This is a genomic window from Tenacibaculum litoreum, assembly GCF_964513915.1.
Taxonomy (GTDB): Bacteria; Bacteroidota; Bacteroidia; order Flavobacteriales; family Flavobacteriaceae; genus Polaribacter; species Polaribacter litoreum.
In genome coordinates, this window is record NZ_CAZEQS010000003.1 from 163,637 (window position 1) to 178,524 (window position 14,888).

At 34.2% G+C, this 14,888-nt stretch carries 7 protein-coding genes; 3 read left to right on the top strand and 4 right to left on the bottom strand.

All coding sequences use genetic code 11. The features are described 5' to 3' along the window. Window positions 1-67: 67 nt before the first annotated feature. The 4 genes from ACKTTR_RS06885 to mnmE all read right to left on the bottom strand — a co-directional run bounded on the left by ACKTTR_RS06885 (window position 68) and on the right by mnmE (window position 4,051). Window positions 68-1,063, bottom strand: a complete 996-nt coding sequence (locus ACKTTR_RS06885) for a metal-dependent hydrolase (RefSeq protein ID WP_408027140.1) — start codon at window positions 1,061-1,063, stop codon at window positions 68-70. A 24-nt stretch (window positions 1,064-1,087) separates the two neighbouring features. Then, window positions 1,088-1,885, bottom strand: a complete 798-nt coding sequence (locus ACKTTR_RS06890) for a hypothetical protein (RefSeq protein ID WP_408027141.1) — start codon at window positions 1,883-1,885, stop codon at window positions 1,088-1,090. A 33-nt stretch (window positions 1,886-1,918) separates the two neighbouring features. Then, window positions 1,919-2,551 carry a hypothetical protein gene (locus ACKTTR_RS06895; protein ID WP_408027142.1) on the bottom strand — a complete coding sequence of 211 codons (633 nt, stop codon included), beginning with the start codon at window positions 2,549-2,551 and terminating at the stop codon, window positions 1,919-1,921. Window positions 2,552-2,656: 105 nt separating this feature from the next. After that, window positions 2,657-4,051, bottom strand: coding sequence for a tRNA uridine-5-carboxymethylaminomethyl(34) synthesis GTPase MnmE (gene mnmE / locus ACKTTR_RS06900; RefSeq protein ID WP_408027143.1), 1,395 nt, complete (start codon window positions 4,049-4,051; stop codon window positions 2,657-2,659). A 504-nt stretch (window positions 4,052-4,555) separates the two neighbouring features. On the opposite strand from mnmE, the gene ACKTTR_RS06905 reads away from it, so the two are divergent. The 3 genes from ACKTTR_RS06905 to ACKTTR_RS06915 are packed head-to-tail and all read left to right on the top strand — an operon-like array spanning window position 4,556 to window position 14,836. After that, window positions 4,556-11,986: an HYR-like domain-containing protein gene (locus ACKTTR_RS06905; protein ID WP_408027144.1), complete on the top strand. Its 7,431-nt coding sequence runs from the start codon at window positions 4,556-4,558 to the stop codon at window positions 11,984-11,986. 10 nt (window positions 11,987-11,996) lie between these two features. Next, the gene (locus ACKTTR_RS06910; RefSeq protein ID WP_408027145.1) at window positions 11,997-12,938 is read left to right on the top strand and encodes a PorP/SprF family type IX secretion system membrane protein; all 942 of its coding nucleotides are present in this window, start codon (window positions 11,997-11,999) and stop codon (window positions 12,936-12,938) included. Between the two features lie 11 nt (window positions 12,939-12,949). Continuing rightward, the gene (locus tag ACKTTR_RS06915; RefSeq protein WP_408027146.1) at window positions 12,950-14,836 is read left to right on the top strand and encodes an OmpA family protein; all 1,887 of its coding nucleotides are present in this window, start codon (window positions 12,950-12,952) and stop codon (window positions 14,834-14,836) included. Window positions 14,837-14,888: the final 52 nt, after the last annotated feature.

Genomic DNA, 14,888 nt, shown 5'->3' on the forward strand with positions numbered 1-14,888 from the left:
CTCAAACCTGAGTAACGCTACTTTATAATAGAACTGCAAATTTACGACATACACATTGATTTCTCAATTAATTTCCCTGAATTCTTACCCAAAGATCCTTTAATAATTGTTTAGCTTCTTCACGATTTCTAGGAACTTCATTTATAATAGTTTTATCATGTTTTTTACCTATTTCAAAGCTAAAAGCAAACTGTTGAAAGTTAGGTCTGACACTTAGTAGTCCAAAACGTAAATCGTTTAAGTAAAGAGCGTTGTTTTTTTCTGAAATAGTATACCAACCTTTGGTAATTTTAATAAGCCGTTTTACTAAAATATCATTTTTATAAGCACCTAATAAATGATGGTTTTTAGGGTAGGAATAAAATTCAATTGGTTTGGAATCAAAAAAAGAATAATAACCAATTAGATATGCATTTTCAGTTTCTACATTCGCAGACCATAAAATAGTGTTAAAAGGCGTAGGCTTGGTTACTATTTCTTCATAAGTTATTCCTTGTTCTTTTAAAGCTTGTTCAAACTTAGTGTAGGTGATTCCTTTAATGATAATGGTAATAGCCATATAAGAAGTACTTACAATAAGTCCTAAATTGTTATACTTTCTTCTTTTTGCTGTTCCTTTACGTTGGGACATAGCCATTAGTAGAAATATTAAAAAAGGTAGTGTGTATAAAGGATCAATTACAAAAATATTTTTAAAGGCCAATCGTATATCAAGGGGCCAAAAAAGTTGGGTACCCCAAGTGGTGTGCGCATCTAAAATAGGGTGAGTTAAGAATCCCCAAAACATAAGCTTTGCCCATTCTTTAGTGGAGGCATTTTTTTCATATAAAGAAATAAGCCATCCGAAAATCCATCCAAAAACAATTGCAAAAAATATAGAGTGCGTAAAACCTCTGTGTATTTCAAGAGCTGTAACGGTATCAAAGAATTTACCAATGTACACATCTAAATCAGGGATAGTACCTGCAATAGCTCCATAAAGCATTGCTTTATTTCCTGCCTTTTTTCCTAATACAGCTTCTCCAACAGCCGCCCCAAGAACAATTTGTGTGAGTGAATCCATAAGGCAAAAATACTTATAAAACTACTAGTAAATTGAGTTATAATATTCATCTATCCAATTCGCTGGATATTTACTATATAAGTCGTTAAGTAGTAGTTTGTTTGCTTTTGAGGTTTTAAAATCTTTATAAAAACCACCAAGAATCCTAACAGTTTCTCTAGGTAAGTTTGTGTTATGAAATTTTAAAAGAACTTGTTTAGAGGTTTCAGATGAGTCAACTAATAATAAAACTAATGCTCCAGCAGTCTCAAAATTGAATTGATTAAAGAAAGGAGTCATTTTTTGAGATCTTCTTAAAAGTATAGGATTCTCCAAGAAAAGCGAGGCTTTTAACTTTCTTCGTAAACTAGGATAACTAGTATACGAGTTAATTTTGGTAACAAATTTTAAAATTTCTAAAAACTCATTATATTTTGTGTTATAGAGGTTTTCTATGTTATTAGGAGAACTAACGCCAAAAAGAAAAAATAATTTACTAGGTTTTAAAACATTAATATTATGCCCTTTTCCAATTGAAGATAATGCTTTCTCAACTCCTTTTAAAAAGAGGGGGTAGTTATTTTCTTTTACTTTTATAATAGTACCTAACCTAGCTGAGTGAAAATAGGCATCAACTATTTTTTGTTTATCAATTCCTTTCAAAGCTTTTGTTAAAGTAGCATTAATATCATAATGACGAGAAGGATAAAATTTACCTTGAAATTCATACTCTAAAGCTTCATTTTCACTTTCTATAAATAGATCAATAATTTTACTAGTTGTAAGTTTTCCTGTAGTTTGATATTTTTTTTCTTGTGACTGTATTATTATCTCTCTTTCCATTTATGAGATGTGTTTTATTAATTGTTGAAGTTCTTAATGAAAAATGATTGCTGATTTGTTGCGAATACTATGCTTAGTAGCTTCAAATAATTCGCACCAAACTAACTTTTCTTTCCAGAAGTCGTTTTCTTCATTGATAGACTTATTAATTTCTTTAAGATTTACAATATTATCTTCTTCATCTAGTGGAATATTAAGCTTATTAGCTATGAATTTTAATTCCTTAAATAGCGTGTAAGACGAACCAATCATTGCACCATCAACAGGAAACTCATCATTATCAAAAATAATATCGATAAACTCCACAGGAACATAAAAACCTGCACAGTCTGAGTGACATATAAGATGACAAGTGAGTAATGATGCGTGATCTTCTACGATTGAATCTGTAGAAGGAGAACTGTTAGGACTAAATGGAGTAGGAGTCCAATCTTCATATTCGGAACAATAAGCGTAAAAACGCCTTAGGTAATGAATATAATCGTAAGGAAATCCACCAACAGCTAGAGGCTCAACCTCTAATTTTTCTGGCTCATTATAAGGTGCAAGCCCATTTAATTCTAATAGTTTGTTAATGTTTTTAAATACCGAAGAATAATGTTCAAAAGCTTCTTCATCCATTTCCTTAAAGCTAGCAAGAGCTCCGCTAGTAATGTATAGTCCCATCTTTAGTTATAGTTTATAATTAATTGTAAAATTATAAACCTAGGTAAGTAGATAGAAATCTGTTTTATAAACGTAGTGAATCGTTATAAATTTGAAAAATTAAGCCTACTTCCCGATACAGAAATTACCAAAAATATGTCCTAGAATATCCTTATCTACATCGTATTCACCAGTAATATTCCCTAAATGACGTAAACATTCACGAATATCAATAGCAAATAAATCAGAAGAAATATCTAACTCAATACCGTTTTTAACCGAATTAATACTTTCTAAAGCTAAAGTTAATGCTTCAAAATGACGAGAATTAGTAACAATTGTTTCGTTGTTACTTAAAGCACCGGTATTCACTAATGAAATGAGTTCTTCTTTTAACTCATCAACGCCAATGTTTTGTTTAGCAGAAAGTAAGATTAAATTTTCAATTTCTGATTGTAAAATAGATGAATCGTGACATGACAAGGTATCTATTTTATTGGCGATTACTAATAAACGTTTGTTAGGAAAACGTTTTTTTATGGTCTCAATTTCCTCTAAAAACAAGTCTTTTGAATGCGCGTATTTATTAGAATCAATTAAGAAGATGATTAATTGTGCGTTTTCTGCTTTTTCATATGCTTTTTTGATACCAATGTTTTCAACTACATCTTCAGTTTCTCTAATTCCAGCTGTATCAATAAAACGGAAAACAACACCATCAATAATTAATTCGTCTTCAATCGCATCACGAGTAGTACCAGCAATATCAGATACAATAGCTTTTTCTTCATTAAGCAAGGCATTTAACAGAGTAGATTTACCAACGTTAGGTTCACCAATAATAGCTACGGGAATACCATTCTTCATGGCATTTCCGAAAGCAAAAGAATCAATCAATCGTTTTAGAACTGATGAAATTTTAGCTACTAAATCTTTAAATTTGGTTCTATCAGCAAACTCTACATCTTCACCAGAAAAATCAAGTTCAAGTTCAATTAAAGCAGCAAAATCTAGTAATTGTGCTCTTAATTCTTTTAGTTCATTGGTAATACCTCCGCGCATCTGTTGAATCGCCATTTGATGTGAAGCAGCAGAATTTGAAGCAATCACATCTGCAACAGCTTCTGCTTGCGATAAATCCATTTTACCATTCAAAAAAGCACGCATTGTAAACTCACCGTTATCAGCCATTCTACATCCATTCTGTAAAAAAAGTTGAATGATTTCTTGTTGAATAAAACTAGAGCCATGGCATGATATTTCTACAACGTCTTCACCTGTATAAGAATGTGGGTTTTTAAAAATAGATACTAAAACTTGATCAATAATTACTCCATTATTCACAATATGTCCCAAATGTAGAGTATGAGATTTTTGATTTAATAATGATTTATTTTTCTTTACAGAAGTAAAAAATGAATCTACAATTTTTATTGATTTTTCTCCTGAAAGCCTAATAACGGCAATAGCACCAACCCCTGCTGGTGTTGCTAAAGCAATAATTGTATCGTTTTGTATCATACTGCAAAATTACCTAATTAAAAAGGAAGTATTATAAAATATGACGAACATATTTTTTTCCTGAAGAAGCATAGGGGAAAACCCCTTTTTTTAACATTTCATTTTTTAAAACTAAAAATAAGCATTACTTTTGGTGTAACAGTTTTTAGAACTTAAAAAACGTTAATCCCTCAAAATAATACTATTCCCACTCAGTATTATTTTATTTTCCTCATAAAATTTTTATTGTGTACCCATTGTGTGTTATAGTAGTATTACATTCTTGTAATACTCAGAAATGCGTAACCCTTAATTACCCCACACCCCATTTTACCCCATCCCCGTAATACGGTTTTAGCTAACACTAAGACTTAATAAGAGTAATACCCTAAAGAAATTTAGAGTGTTTAAAAGTTAAATTTTAAAAGTTAAGGTATGGGAATGAAAACTACTCATTTAAGAAAATTAATGCTGATACTTTTGTTGTTTAGTGCTAACTATGTTTTTTCACAAACAACAGTGTCTATGCAGAGTCCCTGTAGCCTTTCTGGGTGTGGAGCTCAGGATGTTGAAATAGGGAGTGTTTATATAGGAGACTTAAATGGAAATCCAATAAGCACGTGTACAGTAGGGCAACAGCTCTCTAACGTTTACCTATATGTAGATATTTCTAAAGCAGCAAGTAAAATAGATTTATACATGCAATTTTACTTGATGAATGGAGCAGATAAAATTGATAAAGATGGAAATGTTTACGTAGGCACGGATAAAATTAGTATAGGTATCTCAGGATCAATTAGCCCAGGTACTTATCAGATGTTTGAATTAATGAACTATATTTGTGGAGAAGAATTAACATTAACAGATGTTTATCTTTCTTGGCAAACTCCTGGTAGTACTATTGGACCAGGGTGTTCAACACAAAGCTCTAAATGTTCAGGAGAAAATTTACCACCAATTGACGTACAAACACCAATAGCACCAAACTTTACGTTTGATTATGATTGTGGTGTAGATGCAACTGGTTTTCAGGGGGTAACTTTCACAAATACTTCTACAGGAGGAGATGGAGCTTTAACGTATCAATGGAGTTTTGGTACTGATTCTTCTCCAACAATGGCAATATCAGAAGGACCTCATCATGTTGATTATACTAGTTCAGGTGTAAAGTCAGTAACATTAATAGTTACAGATGAGGATGGAGATACAAATTCAATAACAAAAGACATTAATATTGATAGCACTCCAACAGCAGCGATATTAGGAACAAACATTACATGTAGTGGAAATAGCAATGGAGAAGCAGACTTAACGGTAACTGGTGGAAAAGCTCCTTACACATATTCATGGAGTACTGGAGCAACTACAGAAGACGTAAATGGTTTAGATGTAGGTACACATAGCGTTATTGTTACTGATGCAAACGGTTGTATAGCATTGGCAGATGTAACTATTACTGAACCACCAGTATTATCACTTTCTCTATTAGGAAGTGATTTAAGCTGTGGTGGTAGTGATGGAGCTATTGATCTAACAGTATCAGGAGGAACAGCAGATTATACTTTTTCATGGAATACAGGAGCAACCACAGAAGATCTTAGTGGTTTAACAGAAGGAACCTATACTGTTACTGTAACAGATGTAAATGGTTGTCAAGAAGTAGATTCTATTACTTTAGTGTCAAATGATAATGAAGATCCTATTATTAGTGTTCCAGAAACTTTAGGTATTGAAGGTTGTGATGAGAATGATATAACAAATTTAAATGCTCGCTATCCTTTTAGTTTAGTACAATCTTCAGATATTAAAGACAGCTTTTTTACAACTGGTTACACAGCTTCAGATGATGGAACAATAGCTAGTATTAGTTATATAGATGAGATTACTTCAGATGATGGATGCATAACTACAGTTACAAGAATTTTTACTGTTACTGATACATGTGGTAAAACAGGTACCGACACATTGGTAATTACAATTCAAGATACTATTAACCCAGACTTTACAGTGCCAGGAGATATTGCAATCTTTTCTGATGCAAGCTGTAATTATGACGCTAGTGTAGGAGTGACAGGAGATGTTATAGATGAATCAGACAATTGCGACACTGGTTTAGATGCAACTTACACAGATGAAGAGCTAGCAGGCAGTTGTGAAGGAGAGAAAATTGTTAAACGTACTTGGAAATTAATAGATAGCTGCGGTAATACAACAGAAAAAATACAAACAATTACAGTTGTAGACAATATTGCACCAGTATTATCATCAGAACCATCAGATGTAAGTGTAGACTGTGAAGCAATACCAGCAGTACCCACCATTACCGCGACCGATAATTGCGATAGCGTAGTAGATGTGGTATTTACTGAAGTAAGCAATACGGTAGTAGATGGTTGTGGAGAAATTGTACGTAAATGGGAATCAACCGATAACTGTGGCAACACAGTAAGTCATACCCAAACCATTACGGTAACCGATACTACTGCACCCGTATTATCAGTAGAACCATCAGATGTAAGTGTAGACTGTGAAGCAATACCAGCAGTACCCACCATTACCGCGACCGATAATTGCGATAGCGTAGTAGATGTGGTATTTACTGAAGTAAGCAATACGGTAGTAGATGGTTGTGGAGAAATTGTACGTAAATGGGAATCAACCGATAACTGTGGTAACACGGTAAGTCATACCCAAACCATTACGGTAACCGATACTACTGCACCCGTATTATCAGCAGAACCATCAGATGTAAGTGTAGACTGTGAAGCAATACCAGCAGTACCCACTATTACCGCGACCGATAATTGCGATAGCGTAGTAGATGTGGTATTTACAGAAGTAAGCAATACGGTAGTAGATGGTTGTGGAGAAATCGTACGTAAATGGGAATCAACCGATAACTGTGGCAACACGGTAAGTCATACCCAAACCATTACGGTAACCGATACTACTGCACCCGTATTATCAGCAGAACCATCAGATGTAAGTGTAGACTGTGAAGCAATACCAGCAATACCAACCATTACGGCAACCGATAATTGCGATAGCGTAGTAGATGTAGTGTTTACTGAGGTAAGCAATACGGTAGTAGATGGTTGTGGAGAGATCGTACGTAAATGGGAATCAACCGATAACTGTGGCAACACAGTAAGTCATACCCAAACCATTACGGTAACCGATACTACTGTACCCGTATTATCAGCAGAACCAGCAGATGTAAGTGTAGACTGTGAAGCAATACCAGCAATACCAACCATTACGGCAACCGATAATTGCGATAGCGTAGTAGATGTAGTGTTTACTGAGGTAAGCAATACGGTAGTAGATGGTTGTGGAGAGATCGTACGCAAATGGGAATCAACCGATAACTGTGGCAACACCGTAAGTCATACGCAAACCATTACGGTAACCGATACTACTGCACCCGTATTATCAGCAGAACCATCAGATGTAAGTGTAGACTGTGAAGCAATACCAGCAATACCAACCATTACGGCAACCGATAATTGCGATAGCGTAGTAGATGTAGTGTTTACTGAGGTAAGCAATACGGTAGTAGATGGTTGTGGAGAGATCGTACGTAAATGGGAATCAACCGATAACTGTGGCAACACAGTAAGTCATACCCAAACCATTACGGTAACCGATACTACTGCACCAGTATTATCATCAGAACCATCAGATGTAAGCGTAGATTGTGAAGCAATACCCGCAGTACCAACCATTACGGCAACCGATAATTGCGATAGCGTAGTAGATGTGGTATTTACTGAAGTAAGCAATACGGTAGTAGATGGTTGTGGAGAGATTGTACGTAAATGGGAATCAACTGATAACTGTGGTAATACGGTAAGTCATACCCAAACCATTACGGTAACTGATGTAACTAATCCTAATTTTACAGTACCAGTAGATATTACAATTTATAAAGATGATAATTGTACTTATGATGCTAGTATTGGAATCACTGGCGATGTTATTGATGAGTCAGATAATTGTGATACAACTTTAGATGCCAATTATAGTGATGTAGAATCAGCAGGAAGTTGTGAAGGTGAAGTAATAGTTACTCGTACATGGAGTCTTACCGATAACTGCGGAAACAAAACTGAAAAAGTTCAAACAATAACAGTTAAAGATAATACAGCACCAGTTATAGACGAAACAAACAAAAATAATATAGATATAGAATGTGGAGTAGGAGATACAGAAACTACTTTACAAGATTGGTTAAATAGTAATGCGGGAGCTACGGCAACAGATAATTGTAGTAGTGTAACATGGACTAATAACTATGGAGATGATACCTCTGTGAAATGTGATGGAAGTTATATTACAGTAACTTTTACTGCAACAGATGCCTGTGGAAACTTTAGTACTACAACAGCGGGATATTTAATTAAAGATGAAACACCACCAACAATAACTCAGCAACCATCTGATATAACTGTTGAATGTGATGGATCAGGAAACACAGCAGAGTTAAATAATTGGTTAGCAACTAATGGAGGAGCGACAGCGACAGATGATTGTAGTATTGTTACATGGAGTAATAATTATACAGGTTTAACTTATACGTGTAGCTTTACAGGAGAAGTAGAAGTGATTTTTACAGCAAAAGATGCTTGTGGAAACACTGTAAATACGAGTAGTGCTAAGTTTATTATAGAAGATACAGTAGCACCAGAGTTTGTAGAAGAGTTACCAGCAGCAGAAATTACAGTAAGTTGTGATAATATTCCAGTGATGGAGACTTTAACAGCAACCGATAATTGTGATGCATCTGTAACAGTAATTCCAAGTGAAATTACAAGTGGAGATGATGATGCTTGTGGATCAGAATACTTAATAACCAGAAAGTGGACGGTATCAGACTGTTCAGGAAACACAACAACGCATATCCAAGTAATTACAGTAGAAGATACAGTAGCACCTGAGTTTGTAGAGGAGTTACCAGCAGCAGAAATTACAGTAAGCTGTGATAATATTCCAGTGATGGAAACTTTAACAGCGACCGATAATTGTGATGCATCTGTAACAGTAATTCCAAGTGAAATTACAAGTGGAGATGATGATGCTTGTGGATCAGAATACTTAATAACCAGAAAATGGACGGTATCAGATTGTTCAGGAAACACAACAACACATATTCAAGTAATTACAGTAGAAGATACAGTAGCACCAGAGTTTGTAGAGGAGTTACCAGCAGTAGAAATTACAGTAAGTTGTGATAGTATTCCAGTGATGGAGACTTTAACAGCAACCGATAATTGTGATGCATCTGTAACAGTAATTCCAAGTGAAATTACAAGTGGAGATGATGATGCTTGTGGATCAGAATACTTAATAACCAGAAAATGGACGGTATCAGACTGTTCAGGAAACACAACAACACATATCCAAGTAATTACAGTAGAAGATACAGTAGCACCAGAGTTTGTAGAAGAGTTACCAGCAGCAGAAATTACAGTAAGTTGTGATAATATTCCAGTGATGGAGACTTTAACAGCAACCGATAATTGTGATGCATCTGTAACAGTAATTCCAAGTGAAATTTCAAGTGGAGATGATGATGCTTGTGGATCAGAATACTTAATAACCAGAAAGTGGACGGTATCAGATTGTTCAGGAAACACAACAACGCATATCCAAGTAATTACAGTAGAAGATACAGTAGCACCTGAGTTTGTAGAGGAGTTACCAGCAGCAGAAATTACAGTAAGCTGTGATAATATTCCAGTGATGGAAACTTTAACAGCGACCGATAATTGTGATGCATCTGCAACAGTAATTCCAAGTGAAATTACAAGTGGAGATGATGATGCTTGTGGATCAGAATACTTAATAACCAGAAAGTGGACGGTATCAGATTGCTCAGGAAACACAACAACACACATCCAAGTAATCACAGTAGAAGATACAGTAGCACCAGAGTTTGTAGGAGAGTTACCAGCAGCAGAAATTACAGTAAGTTGTGATAATATTCCAGTGATGGAGACTTTAACAGCAACCGATAATTGTGATGCATCTGTAACAGTAATTCCAAGTGAAATTACAAGTGGAGATGATGATGCTTGTGGATCAGAATACTTAATAACCAGAAAGTGGACGGTATCAGATTGCTCAGGAAACACAACAACACACATCCAAGTAGTAACAGTAGAAGATACAGTAGCACCCGAGTTTGTAGAGGAGTTACCAGCAGATACAACCGTTAGTTGTGATGCCATTCCAGTAGCAGCGGTACTAACAGCAACCGACAATTGTGATGCTTCAGTAATAGTTAATTACTCGGAAGAATTTGCAGGACAAGATGATGAATGTGCTTCAGAGTATACAATCACAAGAACATGGCAAGTACAAGACTGTGCAGGTAATGCAACATCACACACTCAAGTAGTAATAGTAGAAGATACAGTAGCACCAGAGTTTGTAGAGGAATTACCAGCAAATGTAACAGTAAGTTGTGATGTAATTTCAGCAGCAGCGGTACTAACAGCAACCGATAACTGTGATGCATCCGTAACTGTAAATTACTCAGAAGAGTTTACAGGACAAGATGATGAATGTGCTTCAGAGTATACAATCACAAGAACATGGCAAGTACAAGACTGTGCAGGGAATACAACTTCACATACCCAAGTAGTAACAGTAGAAGATACAGTAGCACCAGAGTTTGTAGAGGAATTACCAGCGAATGTAACAGTAAGTTGTGATGCCATTCCAGCAGCAGCGGTACTAACAGCAACCGATAACTGTGATGCATCCGTAACTGTAAATTACTCAGAAGAGTTTACAGGACAAGACGATGAATGTGCTTCAGTGTATATAATTACAAGAACATGGACAGTACAAGACTGTACAGGTAATGCAACATCACACACTCAAGTAGTAACAGTAGAAGATACAGTAGCACCCGAGTTTGTAGAGGAATTACCAGCAAATGTAACAGTAAGTTGTGATGCTATTCCTGAAGCTGCAACATTAACAGGAACAGATAATTGTGATTCTGAAGTAATAGTTGTATATTCAGAAGAGCTTTCTGGACAAGAAGAAGGATGTGCTTCAGAGTATACAATTACAAGAACATGGACGGTACAAGATTGTGCAGGAAATACAACTTCACATACTCAAGTTATAACAATAGAAGATAATGAAGCTCCACAATTGGTGTCAACATTAGAAGATATAACAGTAGAGTGTGATAATGTTCCAGAAGTTCCAACTTTAGAGTTTATAGACAATTGTTCTTCAAATGTAACACAAACAAACTTTGAAGAAACAAGCACCTTTGATGGAAGCGATAGTGATTACACAATCACGAGAACATGGACGGTTGCAGATGACTGTGGAAATGAAGCAAACTTTACACAGTATATTACAGTAACTGTAAAGACATCAGTAACAGAAATAGCTGATTCAAGATGTATTGACGATGGAATAATTTACTTGAATGATTATTTAGCAAATCAAAGTGAAGATGGAACTTGGGAAGTAACTCAAGGAAATGTAACATTATCTGATGATGGAAGTTTTGATCCGTCTGGATTAAACTTAGGAGATTACATATTTACATATACATCACCAAATAATGGATGTTTAACATCAACAAAAGTTACAATTAATATAAATGACGATTGTATAGTATTACCATGTGGACAAGAAGATGTGGTAATATCTAAAGCAGTAACCCCTAATGGAGATTCATGGAATGAATTTTTTGAAATTACAGGAGTAGAATCCTGTGGATTCATAGCCAATGTAAAAATATTTAACCGTTGGGGAGCAAAAGTATTTGAATCTAACAATTATGCAAATAATTGGAACGGAACTTCAGATGGAGCTACGTTTGGAGGAGCTGAAAGACTACCAGCAGGTACATATTACTACATTGTAATATTAGAAAATAGTGGTTTAAAACCATTTACAGGAGCAATTTACTTAGGAACCAAATAATATTATAGCTATGAACCATAATTACAAACTATTACAAGCAGTTATTGTACTGTTTTTTACAACAGTTTTAACAGTTCAATCACAACAGCTACCACAATTTACTCAGTATATGTACAATACAATTTCTATTAATCCTGCCTATGCAGGAAGTAGACAAGTGTTGAGTGCTGTTGGATTGCATAGAAGCCAGTGGGCGGGAATAGATAGAGCACCAGAAACACAAACTTTATCTATTCACACTCCTCTTAGAAATGATAAAATAGGATTAGGATTATCATTTATAAATGATCAATTAGGATATGAAAACTTTACCTATTTATATGGAGATTTTTCATACACTATTCAACTTAATAATGATATAAAACTAGCCTTTGGTCTTAAAGCAGGGTTTACTCAATATAATATTGATGATGCTTTGATTGCAGCTGAAGGATCAGATCCAGGAATTTCAGGAATTCAAAATAGATGGGAACCAAACATAGGTAGTGGATTGCTACTACATACCAACAAATGGTATGTAGGGCTTTCTGCCCCAAGGTTATTAAATATAGACCATAATGATTTAGAAATTAATGGAATTAATTACGGGGTTGTAGATAGGGTAAGTTATTACTTAACAGGAGGATATGTTTTTGACTTAAATAATAATGTAAAGTTTAAGCCAGCTGCATTAATAAAAGCAACTAATGGAGCTCCGGTTTCATATGATATCACAGCAAACTTTTTATTCAATGAAAAGTTTTGGTTAGGAGGATCTTATAGAATAAATGAAGATACAGGGGCTTTAGGAGCTTTAGTAGATTTTCAAGTATCTCGTCAGTTCCGAATAGGTTACGCTTATGAGTACCCATTATCAGATATTAATCAGTATTCAAATGGAACACATGAAATATTATTAATGTTTGAGTTACTCCCTAAGTTATATAGAACAAAATCTCCTAGATATTTTTAAAAAGCATAGTTATGAAGACAAAAATAACACTTATACTACTTTTTATATCATGTTTTGCTTTTTCTCAAAGAAAAGTAGCAGATAAATTCTATAAAGAATACTCATATATAAAAGCTGCCGAGTTTTATAAAAAAGCAATAGATAACGGCGACGATGGGGTAGATATGGTAACAAGGTTAGCAGACTGTTATTATAATAACTCCAATTCAGAACAGGCAGCTTATTGGTATGGAGTAGCTTCTAATAGAGACGAAGGTTTAGATGATGAAGCTATATATAAATATGTTCAATCACTTAGAAGTATTGGAGAATACAACAAGGCGGACGAATGGTTGAAAAAAATTCCAGATGCAGGATCAAAAATAGGAAATGTAGATTATGATAAGTTAAAAACACTAAATAAAGATTCAGTAGTAGTAGCAAACTTAGATATTAATACTAAAAACTCAGAATTTGGCTTGTATGCACGAGGTCAGAAACTATACTTTGCTTCATCGAGAGATGAAAAAGGTGAAATTTACGAATGGAATAATCAACCGTATTTAGATTTATATCAAGCTAAAATTACGAAAAACAAAGAAGGAGAAGATGTTATAGAAAGCATTATGCCTATAGTTTCCTCTAAAATTAATACAGGTTTTCATGAATCTAGTGTTGCTTTAACCAAAGATGGTCAAACACTATATTTTACAAGAAATAATTTAAATGATGAAGATAAATTAGAGTATGATAAAAAAGGTACTTCACATTTAAAAATATTTAAAGCAACTTTAGTTAATGGTCAGTGGGATAATATTGAAGATTTACCATTTAATGATAAAATATATTCTAGCGGACATCCAGCATTAAGTCCAGATGAAAAGACGCTGTATTTTACATCCGATAGACCAGATAGTTATGGCTTAACTGATATTTATAAAGTAGCTATTCTACCTAATGGAGAGTATGGAAAACCAGTAAATTTAGGAGATAAAGTAAATACAAGTGGAAGAGAAATGTTCCCTTTTGTAGCAAAAGACTATACACTTTATTTTTCTTCAGATGGCTATGCTAATTTGGGGTTGTTAGATATTTATAAAACGGATTTATTAAAAAATAATTCATCAGAAGTAATAAACATAGGTGCTCCATTTAATAGTGGGTATGATGATTTTGCTTTCTTTTATAATGAAGATGGAAAATCAGGATATTTATCTTCAAACAGGCCAGGAGGAAAAGGGCAAGATGATATTTATAAGTTTAAAACACTTAAATGTAAACAATTCATTAAGGGAAGAACTTTTGATAAAAGAACAAAAGAAATTTTACCTAATACTTTAGTAGAACTTATAGATTCAGAAGGAAAAGTTATAAAAAGATTTGTAACTCAAGAAGATGCAACTTATGTTTTTGAAGTTGAATGCGAGAAGAAATTTTCTTTAAGAGGGACCAAGTTAGATCATAAAGATGATTTTGTAAATAATATTGAAACTACAGATGTAAGAGGAAAAGAAATAGAGCATGATTTGTATTTAACACCTTTAATTATAGGTAATGAAATAGTAATAGATCCAATATTTTTCGATTTTGACAAGTGGAATATTCGACCAGATGCAGCCTATGAGCTAGAACACATTGTACGCGTGTTAAAAAATCATCCGAAAATGATTATAAAAATAGAAGCCCATACTGATAGTAGGGGAAGTGATAGGTATAATGAAATTTTATCAGATAAGAGAGCTAAATCTACTAGAGATTATATTTTCTCAAGAGATATAGGTACCAATAGGATAGAAAGTGCTATTGGTTACGGAGAAAAGCAATTAGTAAATAAATGTTCTAATGGAGTTCCTTGTACCGAAGAGGAACATCAAGAAAACCGACGATCAAAATTTATAATCACTAACGATTATAAATAGTAAAATAAGTAATTAGTCTCCCGTAGAGTAGTTTTCTTTAGCCCCGATTCAA

Excerpts from the sequence above, each read along its gene's own strand:
- ACKTTR_RS06905 (WP_408027144.1), top strand. The coding sequence starts at position 4,556 with ATGCAGAGTCCCTGTAGCCTTTCTGGGTGTGGAGCTCAGGATGTTGAA.
- ACKTTR_RS06885 (WP_408027140.1), bottom strand. The coding sequence starts at position 1,063 with ATGGATTCACTCACACAAATTGTTCTTGGGGCGGCTGTTGGAGAAGCT.
- ACKTTR_RS06895 (WP_408027142.1), bottom strand. The coding sequence starts at position 2,551 with ATGGGACTATACATTACTAGCGGAGCTCTTGCTAGCTTTAAGGAAATG.
- ACKTTR_RS06890 (WP_408027141.1), bottom strand. The coding sequence starts at position 1,885 with ATGGAAAGAGAGATAATAATACAGTCACAAGAAAAAAAATATCAAACT.
- ACKTTR_RS06915 (WP_408027146.1), top strand. The coding sequence starts at position 12,950 with ATGAAGACAAAAATAACACTTATACTACTTTTTATATCATGTTTTGCT.
- ACKTTR_RS06910 (WP_408027145.1), top strand. The coding sequence starts at position 11,997 with ATGAACCATAATTACAAACTATTACAAGCAGTTATTGTACTGTTTTTT.
- mnmE (WP_408027143.1), bottom strand. The coding sequence starts at position 4,051 with ATGATACAAAACGATACAATTATTGCTTTAGCAACACCAGCAGGGGTT.